At 67.2% G+C, this 18613-nt stretch carries 17 protein-coding genes; 4 read left to right on the forward strand and 13 right to left on the reverse strand.

Features of this window, described 5'->3' with window-relative positions; all coding sequences use genetic code 11:
* Nucleotides 1-150: 150 nt before the first annotated feature.
* The 3 genes from ABIC16_RS05355 to epsC are packed head-to-tail and all read right to left on the reverse strand — an operon-like array spanning nt 151 to nt 2167.
* On the reverse strand, nt 151-384 hold the full coding sequence (locus ABIC16_RS05355) for a hypothetical protein (protein ID WP_277970793.1): 234 nt from the start codon (nt 382-384) through the stop codon (nt 151-153).
* A gap of 26 nt (nt 385-410) precedes the next feature.
* Nucleotides 411-1193: a gamma-glutamyl-gamma-aminobutyrate hydrolase family protein gene (locus ABIC16_RS05360; RefSeq protein WP_354290316.1), complete on the reverse strand. Its 783-nt coding sequence runs from the start codon at nt 1191-1193 to the stop codon at nt 411-413.
* Nucleotides 1190-2167 carry a serine O-acetyltransferase EpsC gene (gene epsC / locus ABIC16_RS05365; RefSeq protein WP_354290317.1) on the reverse strand — a complete coding sequence of 326 codons (978 nt, stop codon included), beginning with the start codon at nt 2165-2167 and terminating at the stop codon, nt 1190-1192. The genes ABIC16_RS05360 and epsC overlap by 4 nt, the downstream gene beginning before the upstream one ends.
* 179 nt (nt 2168-2346) lie before the next feature.
* Here epsC and ABIC16_RS05370 point away from each other — a divergent pair, with 179 nt between their 5' ends.
* The gene (locus ABIC16_RS05370; RefSeq protein WP_354290318.1) at nt 2347-3693 is read left to right on the forward strand and encodes a dicarboxylate/amino acid:cation symporter; all 1347 of its coding nucleotides are present in this window, start codon (nt 2347-2349) and stop codon (nt 3691-3693) included.
* A gap of 90 nt (nt 3694-3783) precedes the next feature.
* On the opposite strand, the gene ABIC16_RS05375 is transcribed toward ABIC16_RS05370, so the two are convergent.
* Both ABIC16_RS05375 and ABIC16_RS05380 read right to left on the reverse strand, forming a co-directional pair.
* Nucleotides 3784-4410, reverse strand: a complete 627-nt coding sequence (locus tag ABIC16_RS05375) for a response regulator transcription factor (protein ID WP_354290319.1) — start codon at nt 4408-4410, stop codon at nt 3784-3786.
* Entirely contained in the window at nt 4407-5567 is a 1161-nt protein-coding gene (locus tag ABIC16_RS05380) for a sensor histidine kinase (protein ID WP_354290320.1), read from the reverse strand. Before ABIC16_RS05380 ends, ABIC16_RS05375 begins: the two co-directional genes overlap by 4 nt.
* A gap of 224 nt (nt 5568-5791) precedes the next feature.
* On the opposite strand from ABIC16_RS05380, the gene ABIC16_RS05385 reads away from it, so the two are divergent.
* The 3 genes from ABIC16_RS05385 to ABIC16_RS05395 are packed head-to-tail and all read left to right on the forward strand — an operon-like array spanning nt 5792 to nt 11499.
* Nucleotides 5792-6955, forward strand: coding sequence for an efflux RND transporter periplasmic adaptor subunit (locus ABIC16_RS05385; RefSeq protein WP_354290321.1), 1164 nt, complete (start codon nt 5792-5794; stop codon nt 6953-6955).
* The gene (locus tag ABIC16_RS05390; protein WP_354290322.1) at nt 6948-10049 is read left to right on the forward strand and encodes an efflux RND transporter permease subunit; all 3102 of its coding nucleotides are present in this window, start codon (nt 6948-6950) and stop codon (nt 10047-10049) included. The genes ABIC16_RS05385 and ABIC16_RS05390 overlap by 8 nt, the downstream gene beginning before the upstream one ends.
* Before the next feature lie 4 nt (nt 10050-10053).
* Complete coding sequence (locus ABIC16_RS05395) at nt 10054-11499, forward strand: efflux transporter outer membrane subunit (RefSeq protein ID WP_354290323.1); 1446 nt, start codon at nt 10054-10056, stop codon at nt 11497-11499.
* Between the two features lie 10 nt (nt 11500-11509).
* On the opposite strand, the gene corA is transcribed toward ABIC16_RS05395, so the two are convergent.
* The 8 genes from corA to ABIC16_RS05435 all read right to left on the reverse strand — a co-directional run bounded on the left by corA (nt 11510) and on the right by ABIC16_RS05435 (nt 18607).
* Complete coding sequence (gene corA, locus ABIC16_RS05400) at nt 11510-12478, reverse strand: magnesium/cobalt transporter CorA (RefSeq protein ID WP_354290324.1); 969 nt, start codon at nt 12476-12478, stop codon at nt 11510-11512.
* A gap of 169 nt (nt 12479-12647) precedes the next feature.
* Entirely contained in the window at nt 12648-13478 is an 831-nt protein-coding gene (locus tag ABIC16_RS05405; RefSeq protein WP_354290325.1) for a 23S rRNA (adenine(2030)-N(6))-methyltransferase RlmJ, read from the reverse strand.
* 274 nt (nt 13479-13752) lie between these two features.
* A complete protein-coding gene (locus ABIC16_RS05410) occupies nt 13753-13896 on the reverse strand; it encodes a hypothetical protein (protein ID WP_354290326.1) in 144 nt (47 codons plus the stop codon).
* Entirely contained in the window at nt 13877-14923 is a 1047-nt protein-coding gene (locus ABIC16_RS05415) for a glycosyltransferase family 2 protein (protein WP_354290327.1), read from the reverse strand. The genes ABIC16_RS05410 and ABIC16_RS05415 overlap by 20 nt, the downstream gene beginning before the upstream one ends.
* Nucleotides 14920-15852, reverse strand: coding sequence for a polysaccharide pyruvyl transferase family protein (locus ABIC16_RS05420; protein ID WP_354290328.1), 933 nt, complete (start codon nt 15850-15852; stop codon nt 14920-14922). The genes ABIC16_RS05415 and ABIC16_RS05420 overlap by 4 nt, the downstream gene beginning before the upstream one ends.
* Nucleotides 15849-16922: a glycosyltransferase gene (locus ABIC16_RS05425; RefSeq protein WP_354290329.1), complete on the reverse strand. Its 1074-nt coding sequence runs from the start codon at nt 16920-16922 to the stop codon at nt 15849-15851. The genes ABIC16_RS05420 and ABIC16_RS05425 overlap by 4 nt, the downstream gene beginning before the upstream one ends.
* Before the next feature lie 7 nt (nt 16923-16929).
* The gene (locus ABIC16_RS05430) at nt 16930-17859 is read right to left on the reverse strand and encodes a galactosyltransferase-related protein (protein WP_354290330.1); all 930 of its coding nucleotides are present in this window, start codon (nt 17857-17859) and stop codon (nt 16930-16932) included.
* 52 nt (nt 17860-17911) lie between these two features.
* Nucleotides 17912-18607: a PIG-L deacetylase family protein gene (locus tag ABIC16_RS05435; protein ID WP_354290331.1), complete on the reverse strand. Its 696-nt coding sequence runs from the start codon at nt 18605-18607 to the stop codon at nt 17912-17914.
* Nucleotides 18608-18613: the final 6 nt, after the last annotated feature.

Consider the following 18613-nt stretch of genomic DNA (forward strand, 5'->3'; position numbering starts at 1 on the left):
ACGATCCCGTGACAGATCGCTGTCGACGGCGACGCAAAGAAATCCGTTATGGGCGCGGGGAAAAAATTGGCCCGGCACGCGAAGTGCCAGGCCAAGGTGGACGCGGGAGCTTACCCAGCGTGTCCGTCATCGACCCATCGGATCGAAAGGCTATTGCGCGTTGCCGGCAGCATCGGCGGCATTGAGCGGGGCGGCATCGTTCGCCGCCGCAATATCGTTGTCGAACGCGTCCGGCGCCGTGGTGTTGGCATCCGCTGCGGCCGGATCGTTCGGCACGGTTTCGTTGATGATCACCGCATTTGCCGCATCGTCATGCTTGGCGCAGGCAGAGACCGTCATCAATGTGGTGGCGAGTGTCGCCGCCGTCAGAAAAGTGCGTAGCATCCTTACCCTTTCAGAGTGGTGAACCGTCATCGCGCGGCCGCTGCGATGCGCAGCGACTGCCCGATCAAACCAAAGAACGCGCGGCTTTCGGCGGACCGGTCGGCATCCCATTCGGGGTGCCACTGGACCCCGAGCACGTCCGCACCGCACGGACGCGCGCGGACCGCCTCGATCAGCCCGTCGTCCGCGGCGGTGGCTTCGATTGTGAGCCCAGTGCCGAGCCGGTCGATGCCCTGTTCGTGGACCGAATTGACGCGCATCCGCCGACGCCCGGTCGATGCCGCGAGCACGCCGCCCGCGCCGAGCTCGACATCGTGGCCATGGCCGAACAGCGCCTGGTAACAGCCGTCCCACGATCCGCGGTGATGGCGTTCCGCACAGGTCGCGGCGGACAGCGTTCCGCCGAACAGCACGTTGATCTCCTGCAAACCTCGACAGATGCCGAACACCGGCTTGCCCGCTTCGATCATGCTGCCCGCCAGCGCGAGCGCCACCGCGTCGCGGTCGGGGTCGCAGCGCTGTCCCGCGGGCAAGGGCGCGCCGCCATAGCATTCGGGCGCGACGTTCGAGCGCGAGCCCGTTAGCAGCAGGCCGTCGAGCAGCAGCGTGAGCGCGGCGATGTTCGCGTCGTCGCGCACTGCGGGGACGAGCACCACCGCCGCGTCCGAAAATCGCGTCAGCGGCGTGATGAAGCGCGTGGCGACCGCCTGCACCGGGCGATCGCGCGTTTCGTTGCAGCACAGCACGCCGATCACCGGGCGCGCCGGACCGGACGCGAGCGCAGAGCGCTGGAAGCGGGCGTGGATCATTGCGCTGCCGCCCGCTGGAGCACGTCGCGTAGGTCGAGCCCGGCGGCGTCGTCCAGGCGGATCGCCTCGGGCTGGACCACCACGCTGTCCGCCGGAACGTCCGACAACAGCCAGACATTCCCGCCGATCGTCGCGCGCGCGCCGATCGTCACGCGACCGAGGATCGTCGTTCCGGCATAGATCACGACGTCGTCGCCGATGATCGGGTGGCGCGCATGGCGTTCACGCACATCGTCGCGGGTCAGCCCGACCGGGCTGCGCGCGCCGAGCGTGACGTGTTGGTATAGGCGGACGCGCGCGCCGACGATCGCGGTTTCGCCGATCACCACGCCGGTGCCGTGATCGATGAAGAAGCTCTCGCCGATCGTCGCGCCGGGGTGGATGTCGATCCCGGTGTGCTCGTTGGCGATCTCCGAGATGACGCGGGCGACGATCGGCGCGCCGAGATTATGGAGTTCATGCGCGATGCGGTGGTGCAGGCTGGCGATCGCACCGGGATAGCAGACGAGGATCTCGTCGACACTGCGCGCGGCGGGATCGCCGAGAAACGCGGCTTCGACGTCGCTGTCGACCAGGCGGCGGATGTCGCCCAGCGTCGCGGTGAACAGCCGCACCATCGTCGCGGCATGATCGGGGTCGAACGGGCCGGCCTCCTGTTGCCAATAGCCGAGTTCCGCGCCGATTTCGCGCTCCAGTTCGGTCAGCGCGGCGAGCAGCCGCGCGACGACGAACTGGTCTTCTTCAAGCGGGGATCCCCGAAAATGCCCGAGACGGCGCGGATACAGCGTGGCGGAGAGCAACCCCACGACCTGCTCCAGCGCACTGCGGGACGGAAAGCTCGCGACGTCGCGCGCCTCGTCCTGACGGTTCCGCCAGGCATCGCGCGCGTTCCGCAGATCCGCGACCGCCGCGTGAACCGGGGACGGCGGGGTCGCGGGGTATGACCGCTCGGCGAATGCAGTGTGGGTCGTCATGAGAACCTCCGGCACCGATCATATCCCACCAGGTCAGTATGATATAAAAGAATTGCTTCGGTCGGTGCAAGCATGGCTTTGCGGACGTGGCGGATCGATTGGGCCAATAGCGTGCTGTCCTGCGCGCGCTCGCGCAAACGCCTGCGCAGACGGGCGACTCACGATATCGGAGCTTCTTCATGTCTTCACTCGCGCCGACTTCGCGCTCGGCCTTGCGTCTGCCGTTCGGCGCGCAAGTGTTGCTCGGCATGGCGATCGGGCTCGCGCTGGGTTTTGCCGGGCGCAGCTTCGATGGCCCTGCGGCTGCGGTGCTGGCCGAGGCGCTGCATACGCTCGGCCAGATTTTCGTGCAGTTGTTGAAGGCGCTGGTCCCGCCGTTGGTGTTCACCGCGATCGTCGCGTCGATCGCGGCGCTGCGCGACCTCGAGAATGCGGCGAAGCTGGTCGTGCAGACGCTGCTGTGGTTCGCGCTGACCGCGCTGATCGCGGTGACGATCGGGATCGTGCTGGGGCTGGTGATCGAACCGGGGCTGCACGCCGGGATCGACCGCGCCGCTGCCAAGTTGCCGTCGAGCAGCGGGTCGTGGCTCGATTTCCTCAAGGGGCTGGTTCCCGCCAACGTGTTCGGGATCGGCGCGTCGACCACGATCGAGGATGGCGTCGCCAAGACCGCGGTGTCGTTCAACGTGCTGCAGATCATCGTCGCGGCGATCGCGATCGGCGCGGCGGCGGTGCGGACCGGGGAGGGCGGGGCCGGGTTCCTCGCGTTCAACGCGTCCGCATTGATCGTTTTCCGGCGGCTGTTGCGCTGGGTCATCGCGCTCACGCCGATCGGTACCGCAGCGCTGATCGGCGATGCGGTGATCCGCTACGGCTGGAGCTCGCTGTCCGCGCTCGGTGCGTTTGCGGGCGCGGTGTATCTCGGGCTCGCGCTGGTGCTGTTCGTGGTTTACCCGCTGCTGCTGCTCGCCAACGGCCTGAGCCCGCTGCGCTTTTTCGCACGCGCCTGGCCGGCGATCCAGCTGGGGTTCGTGTCGCGCTCCTCGGTGGGCACGCTGCCGATGACCGAGCAAGTCACCGAACACGGTCTGGGCGTTCCGCGGGCCTATGCGGCGTTTGCGGTACCGCTCGGCGCGACGACCAAGATGGATGGGTGCGCGGCGATCTATCCGGCCTTGTCGGCGATCTTCGTCGCGCAGTTCTTCGGCTTGCAGCTGCATGCGTCGGATTACGGTCTGATCGCCTTCGTGTCGGTGATCGGGTCCGCCGCGACCGCGGGGCTCACCGGCGCGACCGTGATGCTGACGTTGACGCTGTCGACGCTTGGCTTGCCGCTGGAGGGCGCGGGGTTGTTGCTTGCGATCGACCCGATCCTCGACATGGGACGCACCGCCGTCAACGTCGCGGGGCAGGCGCTGGTCCCGACGATCGTCGCGAAGCGTGCCGGGATCCTCGACATGGCGGTGTTTGGGCAGGATTCCGGTGGCCGCCCCGTGCCGCGCGGTGCGGAACGCTCGGCGATCTAGCGCATCCGGTTGTTCCAAGGCATTGGCGCGCGGTGCAATTTTGGCGCTCGCTACACGGTCTGAGCAAGGCCGGCGGTACGATGCTGGATCCTATGTGGCGATCGCGAGCGCGTCCGACAGGCGGACCAGTTCCGGCAAGGAGGTAGCGCCCATCTTTACCATCACCTGACGGCGGCGGACCTTGACGGTGATCTCGCTGACGCCGAGCTCGCCCGCGATCTGTTTGTTGAGCAGGCCCCGCACGACGCGCGCCATGACCGCTTTTTCGCCGTCAGAAAGCGCATCGTAGCGCCGTTTCAACGCATCTTGCCGTCGATTTTGCGCACGGTGCGTCTCGTTTACCGCGATTCCGCGATGGATTGCGTCGAGCAGTGCCTGATTGTCGAACGGCTTTGCCAAAAACTCGATCGCACCCGCTTTCATCGCGCGCACCGACATCGCTATATCGCCATGCCCGGTGATGAAAACAACCGGCAAGCGGTTCCCGCGTTCCACCAGCTGGCGATGGAACTCCATGCCGCTCTGGCCGGGCATCCGCACATCCAGAACGAGGCAGGCGGGTGCATCGACCGGCGTGGAATCAAGGAAGGCTCGGGTCGAACCGAACAGCGTCGCCGCGAGGCCGACCGAGGCGAGCAGATCCTCCAGCGCCGCCCGGACCGAGGGATCGTCGTCGATGACATAGACCATGGGAGCAGGCTGCGTATCCGCGGTCATGCGGCGGCGCTCCCATTCGCCGGGAGCCGCACATGGAAGCGCGCGCCGTGGGGCTTCATCCGGTCGACCCAGATCGCGCCGCCATGCGCCTCGACGATCGTGCGGATGATCGTCAGGCCGATTCCCGTTCCGCCGTGCTTGGTGGTCCAGAACGCATCGAACAGGCGGGGCAGATGCTCCTCGCGGATGCCCGGCCCGGTGTCGCTCACCGAAAGCTCGATATCGCCGTTCGCGTCGGAGACGGCGGCGATCGCCAGCGATCGGCGGTGCGGCGGGACGGTCGCCATCGCTTCGATCGCGTTCAGGATCAGGTTGCACAGCACCTGCTGCAACTGGACGCGGTCGCCCTGCACCAGCGGGAGCTGGTCGGCCATCGCCAGATCAAGCGCGATGTCCTGCCGGTCGAGCTCGGCGTGCGACAAGGCGATGGCCTCCTCGATGACGCTGTCGATCCGGATCGCCTGCCGCTGCGGCGGTGCGCTGCGCGCATGGTCGCGTACCCGTGCGATGATGGTGCTGGCGCGGTTGGCATCGGCGATCACCCGGTCGATCGCGTCGCGCGCACGCCCCACGCCGGGCGGCTCCGTGCTCAGCCAGCGGAGCGCGGTGTCGCCGCTGCTCGCGATCGCCGCGAGCGGTTGGTTCACCTCATGCGCGATCGAGGCGGCCAGTTCGCCGAGGCTCGTCACCCGCGCCACTCGGATCAATTGCGCGCGTGCTTCATAGGCGGCGCCTTCCGCCGCAACCATCTTCAACGCGAGATAGGTGGTGATGCAGATCGTGGACAGGCTGATCGCGAGATTGACCACGCCTGCCTCATGCGAGCCCGATTTGGTCAGCAGGAAACTGACCAGCGTGAGCAGGAGGCAGATCCCGGCAAGACCGACGACATAGCGGCGCGGGAAGCGACCGACCGCGAGCAGGATGACCGCGATGTAGAAGATCGCGGTCGCGATCTCCAGATCGGTCAGCGTGTCGGAAATGAAGATGGCGGCCATCACCAGCGCCATCACGGGCGCCCGCACCGCAGGCGACTGGAACGCGCGATATCCCCAGGCGGCCGCCGCCGGAATCGGTCCTGATGGTGCGCGCGGAGCGTCGCTCATGGTGTTCTGCGCCTTCATGCTCGCGGGCGGCACCGTGGCGTCGATGGCCACGACGGGGATGCGAGGTCCCCCTGCATAGAGCGCGGCGCGCGCGGTTCCAATCGGAAGCGCGGGCGCGCTATACCTTCGTATAGCGAGCCTTTCCGAATGGACTGTCGCCCCAACCGGCGGCGCGACCTATCAGCCCGGGGTCGGCCGATGCCCGGACGCCCGCGACGGTTCGTCGATCGGATGTTCGTCCGGTGCGATGACGGGGACTGACCAGGGGGATTGCGATGCCGAACGGCTTCAAGGCGACGCCGTTCGCACGCGGCGGTCGCGGATTAATGCCGCGCACGATCCTCGGATCGACCGCGCTCGTGCTTACCGCCCTGATGCTGGCGGGGTGCGCGGCAAAGCCGTCGCTGCCGCCCGTGGAGGCGCCTGCGTTCATCGTGCACGGGAACCGGGTCGTGGTTCCGGCAGGATCGCCGCTGCGCGCGCGGCTTACCATTGCCGCAGTTAGCGATGCGGACATCGCGCAGCAGATTGCCGCGCCCGCCGTGGTCGAGGCCGATCCCGCCGCGCAGAGCCGCATCCTGACGCCGCTGGCAGGGCGAATCGTCCGGCTCGGCGTGCGGCTCGGCGATCGGGTGCGCGGCGGACAGATGCTCGCGGAACTCGCGTCGCCCGACATGTCCTCGGCGCTTGCGGACGATGCGCGGGCGCAGAGCCAGCTGCGGTTGACGAGCGCGGCGCGCGACCGCGCGGTGGGGGTGAAGGCGATCGGCGGTGCCGCCGACAAGGACGTGCAGCAGGCGCAAGCCGATTATGCCGCGGCGCAGGCGGAAGCGGCGCGGACGCGCGCGCGGTTGCGCCAGCTCGGCGCGTCCGGAGCACGGCGCGGGAATGGCCTTACGCTGACCGCGCCGTCCGCCGGGGTCGTCACCGAGCTTGCCGCCGCACCCGGCGCGTTCTGGACCGACCTGACGGCGCCGCTGATGACGGTCGCCAACATCGGCACGGTCTGGGTGACCGCCAACGTCGCCGAGGGGGATCTCGCCGCGATCCGCGCGGGGCAGCCGGTCGGGATCAGCTTCGCGGCCTATCCCGGCGAGACCGTTGCCGGGCGCGTACAGTCGATCGCGCCGTTGCTCGATCCCGACACGCGCCGCGCCAAGGTGCGAATCGCCGTCGCCAACCCGGACGGGCGCTTCAAGCCGGGGATGTTCGCGAGCGTCCGTTTCACCGCGCCGACGACAGCGGCGCCGAGCGTGCCGACCACGGCGCTGCTGCTCAAGGACGATGCGACCACGGTCTATGTCGAGGTCGCGCCCTGGACGTTCGAGCGGCGCACCGTCGACACCGGCACGGAGCAGGGCGCGCGCACCGCGATCCCGCACGGCCTCGCGGCCGGGCAGCGCGTGATCGCCACGGGTGGCGTATTGCTCGATGATTGAGCGGTTCATCCGGCTCGCCATCACGCGGCGCCAGATCGTGCTGCTGATCGCGGTCTTCATCGCCGCCTATGGCTGGTATTCGTGGCGGCAGTTGTCGATCGAAGCCTATCCCGACATCGCCGACGTCAGCTCGCAGGTGATCACCCAGGCGCCCGGTCTTGCCGCCGAGGAGGTCGAGCAACAGATCACCGTGCCGCTCGAACGCGCGCTCAACGGGACGCCGGGGCTGGCGATCATGCGCTCCAAGAGCACGTTCGGCCTGTCGCTGATCACGCTCGTGTTCCGCGACGGGTCGGAGGACTACTGGTCGCGGCAACGCATCCAGGAACGGATCACCGGGGTCACGCTGCCCACGGGCATCACGCCGGGGCTCGACGCGCTGACCTCGCCGATCGGCGAAATCTATCGCTACACGCTCGAATCCGACACGCTCGGCCAGCGCGAACTGTCCGAACTCCAGCAATGGGAGGTCATCCCCGCGCTGTCGCAGATCCAGGGCGTGGCGGGTGTCAACAATTTCGGCGGCATCACCACGCAATATCAGGTCGAACTCGACCCCGCCCAGCTCGAGCGTTTCGGCCTTTCGCTGAAGGCGGTCGAGGGGGCGATCACCGCGAACAACCACAGCACCGGCGGCAGCGTGATCACGCGCGGCGAGCAGGGCTATGTCGTGCGCGGCGTCGGGGCATTGCATGACCTGACCGACCTCGGCAGCGTCGTCGTCACGCAGAAGGGTGGATCGCCGGTGCTGATGCGCGATCTCGGCACGGTGCGGCTGAGCCAGGTCGAGCGGCACGGGATCGTCGGCAAGGACCGCCATGGCGACACGATCGAAGGGATCGTCACGCTGCTGCGCGGCGAGAACCCGTCGCGCGTGATGGACGATGTCCATGCCAAGGTGGCGGAGCTCAATGCGGCGCTGGCGCGCAAGGGGGCACGGATCGTGCCCTATCTCGATCGCTCCGATCTCGTCCACACGACGGTCGACAAGGTGTCGCACACGGTGTTCGAAGGCGTCGGCCTCGTGCTGATCGTGTTGATCCTGTTCCTGGGCAGTGCGCGCAGTGCGCTGATCGTGGCGATCGTGATCCCGCTCGCGATGCTGATCGCGTTCATCCTGATGAACCTGACGCATGTGCCGGCCAATCTGCTGTCGCTCGGCGCGATCGATTTCGGGATCATCGTCGACGGCGCGATCGTGATGATGGAATCGCTGCTCCGCCGCCGCGAAGCGCGGCCCGACAAGCCGCTGACGCGTGCCGAGGCGACCGATGCCGCCGTTCAGGTCGGCCGCCCGATCTTCTTCGCGACGATCATCATCATCACCGCCTATATGCCGTTGTTCGCGTTCCAGCGGATCGAGGCCAAGCTGTTCACGCCGATGGCGTTCACCGTTGGCTATGCGCTGCTGGGCGCGCTGCTGGTGTCGCTCGCGCTGGTGCCGGGCCTTGCCTATATCGCGCTACGCAAGCCCGCCAAGACCTTCCATAATCCGGTGCTGGCGTGGATCGATCGTGGCTATGCGGTGGTGCTGCGCCGCTGCCTCGACGTGCCGATGCTCATCTACGGTATCGCGGGTGCCGCGGCGCTGGCGGTGGTGCTGCTCGGCGCGTCGGTGGGGCGGGAGTTCCTGCCGGCGCTCGACGAGGGCTCGATCTGGCTGCAGGTCCAGCTTCCGAGCGGAATTTCACTGGAGAAGGGCAAAGCGATGGCGAGCGAGCTGCGTCGCGTCGTCCGCAGCTTCCCCGAGACGTCGCATATCGTCACCCAGCTCGGTCGCAACGACGACGGCACCGATCCCTTCACGCCCTCGCACATCGAGGCGAGCGTGGGGCTGAACCCTTATGGCAGCTGGCCCGCCGGGGACAGCAAGGCCGATCTGATCCGCCGGATGGATGCCAGGTTCAAGACGATGCCGGGCTTCCACGTCGGGTTCAGCCAGCCGATGATCGACGGTGTGTACGACAAGATGGCGGGCGCGCACAGCGAGCTGGTCATCAAGATCTATGGCGACGATTTCCGCGAGTTGCGCCGGATCGGCGCGGCGATCGTCGACGTGCTGGACGCAACGCCCGGCGCCGCCGACGTCGCGCTCGACCAGGAGCCGCCGCTGCCGCAGCTGGTGGTGCGGGTCGATCGCGCCGCCGCCGCGCGGCTCGGGGTGAGTGCGGGGGACATCACCGATCTCATCCAGACCGGGATCGGCGGCGAGGGGATCGACCAGATGTACGTCGGGGACCGGCGCTACGATATCGCGGTGCGGTTCCCCGCTGCGGTCCGCAGCACCGTCGCCGAAATCCGCACCCTGCCGATCACGACGTCGACCGGCGCACAGGTGCCGCTGTCGGCGGTGGCAGCGGTTTCGCTCAAGTCCGGGGAGAGCACGATCACGCGCGAGATGGGGCATCGCCATCTGACCGTGAAGCTCGGCTATCGCGATGGCGACCTGACCTCGTTCCTGCGCGACGCCAAGGCCAACATCGCCGCCAAGGTGCGGTTCGACAAGGGTGCCTATCGTCTCGAATGGGGCGGGCAGTTCGAGAATCAGGCGCGGGCGGAAAGCCGGTTGGGGATGATCCTGGCGATCATGTTCGGGGCGATGGCGTTGCTGCTCTACATCCAGTTCGCGCTGTTCCGGCAGGTTTTGCTGATCCTCGGCGCGGTGCCGCTGGCGACGCTGGGCGGGCTGGTCGCGCTGCATCTGACCGGCGCGACGCTCAACGTCGCGTCGGCGGTCGGGTTCATCGCGCTGTTCGGCGTGGCGATCCAGAACGCGATCATCATGGTGTCGAACCTCAACACCCACCGCGTCGATGGCGAGGGGCTGCTGGAGGCGGTGCTGCACGGCGCGGGCGAGCGGTTGCGCCCGGTGCTGATGACCGCGACCGTCGCCACCATCGGCATGCTGCCCGCCGCGCTCAACACCGGGGTCGGCAGCGACGTCCAGCGCGGGCTGGCGACCGTGGTCGTCGGCGGGCTGATCGTCGCGACCGCGCTGACGCTGTTCGTCATCCCGACGCTCTATTTCGTGATCGAACGCGCGGTGTCGCGTCAGTCGGGACGCCGGACACCGCAGCCAGAGACGGGAGCCTGATCCGATGCGCCTGAATTCCGCCCTTCGCGCTACGGCGTCGCTGGCGTTCCTGCTGGTCGGGGGGTGCGCGGTCGGCCCTGCGTTCCAGCGACCGTCCGCGCCGGTGGATGCGGGCTATGCGAACGTGCCGAAGACGCAGCCTGCCCAACCCGACAGCCAGGTGGTGGTTGCCGGGGCGGACATTCCCGCCGACTGGTGGACGCTGTTCCATTCGCCGGCGCTCGACACGCTGGTGCGCCGGGCGATCGCCGCCAACCCCGATCTCGCGGCTGCCCGTGCGGCGCTCCGCCAGTCGCAGGAACTGGCGAAGGCCGATCGTGGGGCGTTGCTGCCCGGCGTTGGTGTCGGCGCTTCGACGGCGCGCGCGCGCAATCCTGGCGTGCTGGCGTCGCCGCTTCAGTCGAACAGCAACCTTTACACGCTCAGCACCGCTCAACTGAACGTCGGCTACACGGTCGACCTGTTCGGCGGGGTGCGTCGTCAGGCAGAGAGCAGCGCCGCCGCGGCCGAGGCGCAACGCTTCCAGACCGAGGCGGCGTATGTGACGCTGACCTCGACCGTCGTCGTCGCGGCGATCACCGAGGCGTCGTTGCGCGCGCAAATCGCTGCCGTCGAAAAGAGCATCGCCGCGCAGGGCCGTATTCTGGAAATCCTGCGCGCGCGCCTGCGCCTGGGCGATGTCGCGCGCGCCGACGTCGCCGCGCAACAGACGTTGCTTGCCCAGACCCAACAAGCGTTGCCGGCGCTTACCCAGCAGCTCGCGCAACAGCGCGATCTCATCGCCGTGCTGGCGGGACAAATGCCCGATCGCGCACAGCCGCGCCTCGAGCTTGCGGAAATCGCGCTGCCGCGGGATCTGCCGTTGAGCCTTCCGGCCGCACTGGTCGATCAACGGCCCGATGTGCGTGCAGCAGAGGCGACGCTCCATGCCGCCGGTGCGCAGGTCGGGGTGGCGATCGCCGCGCGGCTCCCCGCGATCACGCTTGGTGGCAGCGCGGGCGGGTCATCGACGCGGTTCGCGACGTTGCTCGCGCCCGACAATATCCTCTGGAGCGTGGTCGGCGGGCTGACCGCGCCGCTGTTCGACGGGGGCACGCTGCGGCATCGCCAGCGCGCGGCCGAGGCGGGGTATGACCAGGCCAAGGCGCAATATCGCGGCGCGGTGCTGCGGGCTTTCCAGAACGTCTCCGACACGCTCGCCGCGATCGGTGCGGATACCGAAGCACTCCACACCGCCGAGCGGGCCGAGGCGGCGGCGACCGACAGCCTTGCCATCGCGCGCGGACAGGCCCGGCTCGGCGCCGTTGCCCCGCTGCAGGTGCTGAGCGCGGAGCAGGCCTATTGGCAGGCGTCGGTGACGCTCCAGCAAGTGCGGGCGGCGCGCTATGTCGATACCGCCGCCTTGTTCCAGGCGCTGGGGGGCGGGTGGTGGAACCGGCGCGGTCCTTGACCGCTGCCGCCTAAAGCCACTTGGTGCGTTTGAACCAGACGAACAGCGCGGTGCAGATCACGACGATCACCCCGAGCACGACGAAATAGCCGTATTGCGTCTTCAGCTCCGGCATGTGTTCGAAATTCATGCCGTAGATTCCGGCGATCGCCGTCGGCACCGCCAGGATTGCGGCCCATGCCGCAAGCTGGCGCGTGATCGCGCCGGTGCGCTGTTGTTCGAGCAGGTTACTGAACTCGAAGACCGAGGTCAGGACCTCGCGCAGGTCGTCGACCATCGCCTGGACGCGTCGGACGTGGTCGAGGACGTCGCTGAAATAGGGTTTCGCCTCGCGGTCGATGCACGGCAGGTCGAGCCGCACGAACTTGCCCGCGACTTCGCCCATCGGCACCAGGATGCGCTGGAAGCGGATCAATTCCCGGCGGAGCGCGAAAATGCGCGTGATCTCGTCGCGGCCGAGGAAATTGTCGATGGTGTGCCGCTCCATCTCCACGACCTCTTCCTCGATCGCTTCGACCATCGGCAGATAGCCGTCGACGACGAAGTCGAGGATCGCGTGGAGGACATAGTCGACGCCGTGCATCAGCAGCGTCGGTGCGGCCTCCAGGTCGGCGCGCAATTCGGTATGTGCGCGCGCCGAACCGTGGCGGACGCTGATGATGTGGCTGTGCCCGACGAAGATCGCGGTCTCGCCATAGGCGATTCCCGCATGCTCGAGATGCGCGGTCCGGGCGACGACGAACAACTGATCGCCATAGATGTCGACCTTGGGTAGCTGATCCGCCTTCAAGGCGTCCTCGACCGCGAGCGGGTGGAGCCCGTAGGTCGCCTGGAGCGTCCGCAATTCGGCTTCCAGCGGATCTGCGATCCCGATCCAGACGAATTCGGACTTGTCGCGCGCGCAATCGACCTTCTCGTCGATCGCGATCTCCCGAATGCGGGCGCCGTTCCGATACAGATACGCTGCGACGACCGTCATGAAGATGCCTGCCAAACCATGATCAACGCGAGCGCGCTAGCAGAGATTACGGCGCGGACCAGTGGTTTCGTGTCTTTGATTTCCGGGGAAAAGGCAGTTTGTGAAGGCCGTCAGGCAGGACCTTACCGACGGAAACCGGCGACCGCGCCGCAGCGAGGAGGGGGTTCCTTCATTCGCGCAGCCAATCGGTCGTGATCTCGCCCTTATGCCCCTCTGGCGCGAGCACGGCGCGCAAGGTTTCCAGCAGCGGCGGCAGCGCTTGCGTGAAGGCGTAGGGCGGATTGACGATATAGAGGCCCGCGCCATTATAGATGCCGGGCTGATCGTCATCGTACAACCAATGCTCCACCCGCAGCATTTTCGGGATGCCGAGTTTGCGCAACTGTTCCGTCCACTGCCAATGCGTGGCGCGGTCTTTCAGCGGATACCAGATTACCGTCACGCCATGCGCCCACTTGCGGTGCGCGGCGGCCAGGGTGGCGGTGATACGGGCGCGTTCATCAAGCTGCTCGTACGGCGGATCGACCACCACCACGCCGCGCGCGGTGCGGGGCGGCAGCAACGCCAGCCAAAGCTCGTAGGCGTCGCGCTCGTGCACGGCAGCGGATGTATCGCGCATCGCACCGCGCAGGGTATAGGCGTCCTCAGGGTGTTTTTCGTTCAGGATCAGGAAATCCTGCGGGCGCAGAAGCTGCGCCAGAATTCGCGGCGAACCGGGGTAGAAGCGTGTCTCGGCCTCGCCATTCACTGCCTTTACGGCGGCGTGGTAGTCGCTCAGCAAGGGGTTTGGGTCGGCCAGGGCCCGCAGCACGCCCTGGGTGGATTCGCCGGTGCGCCCGGCCTCCTCGCCCTCCAGATCATACACTCCGCAGCCGGCATGGGTGTCGATCAGGGTCAACGCGCCCGGTTTTTGCTGCAAGGCCCGCACGAGGGCAATCAGTAGGCTGTGCTTCACGACATCGGCACTGTTGCCAGCGTGGAAGGAATGGCGATAATTCATTGCGGCTCAGAATCCTGAATATTCGAGTTCATGCATGCTTCCGTGCGCGGTTGGCGGACGGGAGGCGAGACAAGGAACCAACACGGTCCTGGTAGAAAGCCGGGCGAAAGGCTTCAACGCCTTATGCGACAGGCGTCAATCCGCCTTGACGATCGTAACCAGAGGCCGAGACGCCGGGCGCCGGGAGCGGCGATGACCGAAATCCGGACAATTGCGCCGTCTTCCCCGTTCCCCCACATCTGACACGCGCTCGTCACGCGGGCGCCGGAAGCGGTCAGGCGAGTTTGCGAGCAGGGGCCTCGGCCTCCTGCCGATCCGCGGTGTCGAACACGCCGCGGTCGCGCTGGAGCGGGGCATAGACCTGCTCCGTGCGATGCCGGATCATGCCCGGCGTGAGGTTATGGTCGTGCGCGGTCACTACGCGACAGTGGCTCGCGTCCAGCGCGATCGTGCCGCCAGCGATGCGGCCGCGTTGCCGACACAGCAGGACGAACCGCCGACAGACCCGCCGGATCGCCATCGCGTGACCGAAGTCGCTGCCGGCGCGCCGTGAGCGCGATCCGCCAGAAGTAGGCGAATCCCCGCACCTTATGGCTCAGCCGAAACCAGTAGAACCGACGGATCCCCGCATGCGTCCGCACAGGCTGTGTCCAGTCGAAGCGGACCGCAAGAATATCCGCGATGATCGCACGACGCGCGCGCTGGTCGCGGAAGAGATATTTGGCGTACAGGGCGCCGTCCCCGAAGCTGTAGCCCGCGAGCAACCGGGTTTCATCGCTCGTATCGCGGCGCCCGTGATGATGATCGACCACCATCAGCGGGTCATAGCGAATGGCGACACCGAGACCTGCTGCGCGAAACAGGAGATCCGTGTCCTCTGCGGAAACGAACGGCGCACCGGCACCGAAGCGTTCATCGAAGCATCCCGTCGACCGCAGGATATCGGCGCTGAACGCCAGGTTCGCGCCCATGACGAAACCGCCCGGGAATCCACCCGGAGGCGCGATCATCGGGTGGTCCTCGAGCTTGATCGTGACGGGGAGATCGGCCGGGTTCCCCAGCAGGATACGGCCACCGATAATCGCCGGTCCGCTGACCCGGTCAAACGCTGCGCAGACGGCGGTGAAATACGCTTCGTGCAGGACACAATCGTCATCGGTCATTGCCACGATCCGCCCGTTGCAGAACGCGAGCCCGGCGTTGCGCGCGCGGGCGAGCCCTGCGTGCGGTTCGTCGACGAGACGGACCGGAAAAGCCTGCCGGCCTTGCCATTCCGCCAATCGCTCCGGGGTGTCGTCGACCGAGCCATTGTCGACCAATATGACCTCGACGGACGTGCCGCCGGCATACTTCGCCGCCCGCTCCACGGACTTGAGGGTCGCCGCGAGCGAAGCCGCTCGATTGCGCGTGAAGATGAGCAGACTGACGTCGATGGCGGCCGTCATTTCGCGTCGACAAGTCGTTCGGCAAGAACCAGGGCCTGTTCGATCGTCATGGCCGGTGCGACGGTTACATCGCGGACGGGCCAGGCATCCATGTACGCGGCAATCTTGCCGTAGTCGTTGTCCAGCACGACGTGAGGAATACCGAGCAAGTCCGCGAGGATGTGACCGTGCAGCCGGTCCGTCACGATGATCCGGCCCCGTGCGAGCAACCGCAGCCCGCGGTCGACGCGTGCGAGCGCTTGAGCCTCGCGCGCTTTGGCATCGACTCCGACCGGAAGATCGGCATCGTCGTCGAGCCAATCGACGACCACGGCTGGGTCGCTCGGCGGGATCGCATAGCCCTGGCGTTCGTCGTCGGTGCGCATCAGCATCAGCACGTCACCCTGCGGTGCGGCGCGCGCTTGCGGGCCGAGCGCATAGGCCGAGTCCGGCGCGAGGTGCGTCGGGCAGGCCAGATGCTCGCGCGCGAAGTCCAGGCTGCGGGTGTCGCGGACGTACAGGACAAAATCCGGGTGGTCGGCGACGAGCGCGGCGAACCGGGCAACCTGCGCCGGCACGCGGAAGTGGATCGACTGCGGTAGCTGCACGACCGTCCGATCGCGAACCCGTGTCAGGATGTCTTCGCGGAACCGCTGGTGATGCGGCCAGATGTCGCCGAGGTTTCCGCCACCATGCAGGAACAGGATCCCGTCGGTGCAAGCGTCCTGGAAGGCAGCAAGGTCGAAATCATGCCAGGTCGAAACGTAGCACGGATCGCGCCCCGTGATCTGTCGCAACAGTGCGAGTTCGCCAAGCCAGATCGCGCTGTCGCCGACATTCGCATGGTCCGGAAAATCGACCAGCGCGTAGCGTGAACCATGCGTGACATGTGTTCGATAGGCCGCTGCGAGCAGCGCGTGCCGGTCTGCCAGATGATCCCTCGCCGTCATGCCGACGGCCCCTGGTCGCGGCCGACCACGTCCCGGTAAAGGTCCTCGCAGCGATCGAGCCACCGATCACGGGTAAAGGCTTTCGCGACGCGATCGCGTTGCGGCGCGCGGGGGCGTTGGATCGCGGTCGTGATGGCACGAGCGAGGGCGGAAACGTCGCCGGGCGGCGCGAAGCACCCCGTCTCGCCGATGACTTCCCGCAAGGCGCCGCGGTCGAACGCCGCGACCGGCAGGCCGCAGGCCATCGCCTCGATCGCGACCAGGCCAAACGGTTCGTCCCAGCACGGGGTGAACACGAACGCCGACGCACGGCCGATCTCGAACGCCACTGCCGCCGCGTCCAGATGCCCGCCATATCGGATGCTGCCGCCCAGCAACGGCACGACGTCGGCGTCCCAATAGTCCCGATCCTCGATCGGTCCGAACAGCGTGAGCGGGACGCCCGCGATCCGCGCCGCCTGCACTGCCAGATGGGGGGCCTTGTCCGGCGTCATCCTGCCGAACCAGACCGCGCTGCCATCGCCCTCGGGGACGAACGGCCAGGCCTGGAGGTCGATGCCATTGTGCAGCACCGAGGCCTCGCGTGGTGGGCCGTCCGGCCACCAGGCGGCAAGATGGTGGGCCGAGGTCGCGGTGAGGCGGTGAGTCGGTGCGATGCTGGCGTGCACGAACCAGCGGAGCGCGTCATAAGGCGGGACGTGCAGCGACGTGACGGTCGGCACGCGCGCGGTCCGCGCCGGCTCGAGCGGAAAGCGATGCAGGCTGTTGTTGTGCAGCACGTCGAAGCCACCCGCGGCGATCCGGTCGCAGGCGGCGGCATAGCTATCGTCGAGATGCGCGATCAGCGGTGCGAAGCCGCGATGCTCGGCACCGGGGAAGGTCCGGTCGTAATGTGTCGGGATCACGGCATCGATCGTGAAGCGAGGATCGCTGTCCCCCGACGCGAACAGCACGACGTCGTGCCCGCGCGCCTGGAGCCCTGCCGCCAGATGCCAGCATTGCGATTCCATCCCGCCGGCAAAAGGCTGGGCGATGGGCTGGCGGACATGGCAGAGGACAGCGATTCTCATCGGGCGGTCATTCGGCCGCAACGGCGCGCTCGGTCGCTGCCAGCCGGTCTTCGAGCAGGCGGATGACGGTCGCCGTATTGGCATAGGGCTGGTGACTTTGCTGCCCGGTCAGCGCGAAATCGGCGGCGTCGGGGCGGCGCAGGATCCGGATCGACCGACCTGGGGTCAGGTCGATCAGGCCCATCAGGCGGAATGCCTGGAGCCAGTGGCCCATCGTCCGATAGCCCCATTTGGTTTCGAACAGCTCGGCATTGCGGATCACGCTGTCGAGATGGTGCACCGGCGGCATGTGGTGGGGATGATATTGATGATAGGCGAGACCGCCCTTGATCCACGCGATCGCGACACCGGCTTCGTCGAGGACCTTGCCGAAATCGGTATCCTCGCCGCCATAGCCGACATAGCGCTCGTCGAAGCCGCCGAGGCCGAGGAACGTCGTCCGCCGCATCGCGAAGTTGAGCGACCAGAAACAGCGATAGTCGGTGCAGATCTCGATGCCCTCCGGCGGAGGGCCGCGGCGGTCCGAATGCTTCACCGCAATCTCGGCGAACCGGTCATACTGCCAATCGCCGTCGGTTGCGCCGCCCGGCAGGTACAGGACCTCGCCCATTAGCAACCCGTCGAAATGCTCGAGGAACCCGGCATAGTCGGCGAGCAGCGTCGGTGTCGGGATGCAATCCATGTCGAGAAACACGATCAGGTCGCCGGTCGCTACGCGGGCGGCGGTATTGCGCGCCGAAGCGAGCGGCAGGGCATCCGCGACGACCTGTACCTGCCGGATCGGAAACGGCGCTTCGGGCAAATCGTACAGATCGTCCTGCATGACCGCGACGATCAGTTCGCGCGGCATCAGCGTCTGGCGGATCAACCCGCGGACGACGTTGACGAGATGGTCTGGACGCCCCTTTGCCAGGGTGACGACGGAAACTTCGGTCATGATGATAGCTCTGCCTGGAAAAAGGGGACGCGGTGTGGCGGCGGTTGCCGGATCAGAACGCGTCGAGCGGGTAAAAACGTTCCTCGGTGATTTTTTCGGTCCGCTCGGTCATCGCCGTGACCCCGCCGAACTGAAAGCCGAGTTGCGACCCATACGCCGCGCAGGCGGCGATCCGCCGCGCGCGCGTTTCGCGCGTAAGCTGTTCGATCACCGCCGGCATGGCGGCAACGCGGTCTTCGCGGTCGGCATAAGGCCAGTCTTCCCACAGCAATACGGTATGACCGGCACAGGATCGCCGTATCGCCTCCAGAACGACGTGATGGTCGACATGGTTGCCAAGGCATAACGGCCCGAGGACGAGCGTGGGCCGTTCGGTCGCGAGGAGCCGGGCCAACGCCGCCGCGACATCGTCGACGATCCGGTCTTCGGGGAGACGTTCGGCGAACAGCATCTTTGCCGAAGTATAACCGCGGTGCGGTGCCTCCAGGAACGGCAAATGGATCGCGCGTGCGCCAAGAGCTTCGCACGCGGCCTGATCCTCGCCACGGCGCAGCGCCATATAGTCGACGTCGGGACCCAGCCCCTTGTCGAGCTGGCACGCGAGCGCGAACCCGGTCGGGTGCGCGACGTTGCCGGTGAAGCAAGTTGCCACCGTGACGGCCCACCCCTGATCGACACACGACGCAAGCAGCCCGCCAGCGGAAAAGGCGGCATCGTCCAGATGGGGCGATAGCGCGAGCAGCTTCATCGGTCG

The sequence above is a fragment of the Sphingomonas sp. PvP055 genome, assembly GCF_040546365.1.
In the GTDB taxonomy this organism is placed as follows: Bacteria; Pseudomonadota; Alphaproteobacteria; order Sphingomonadales; family Sphingomonadaceae; genus Sphingomonas; species Sphingomonas echinoides_A.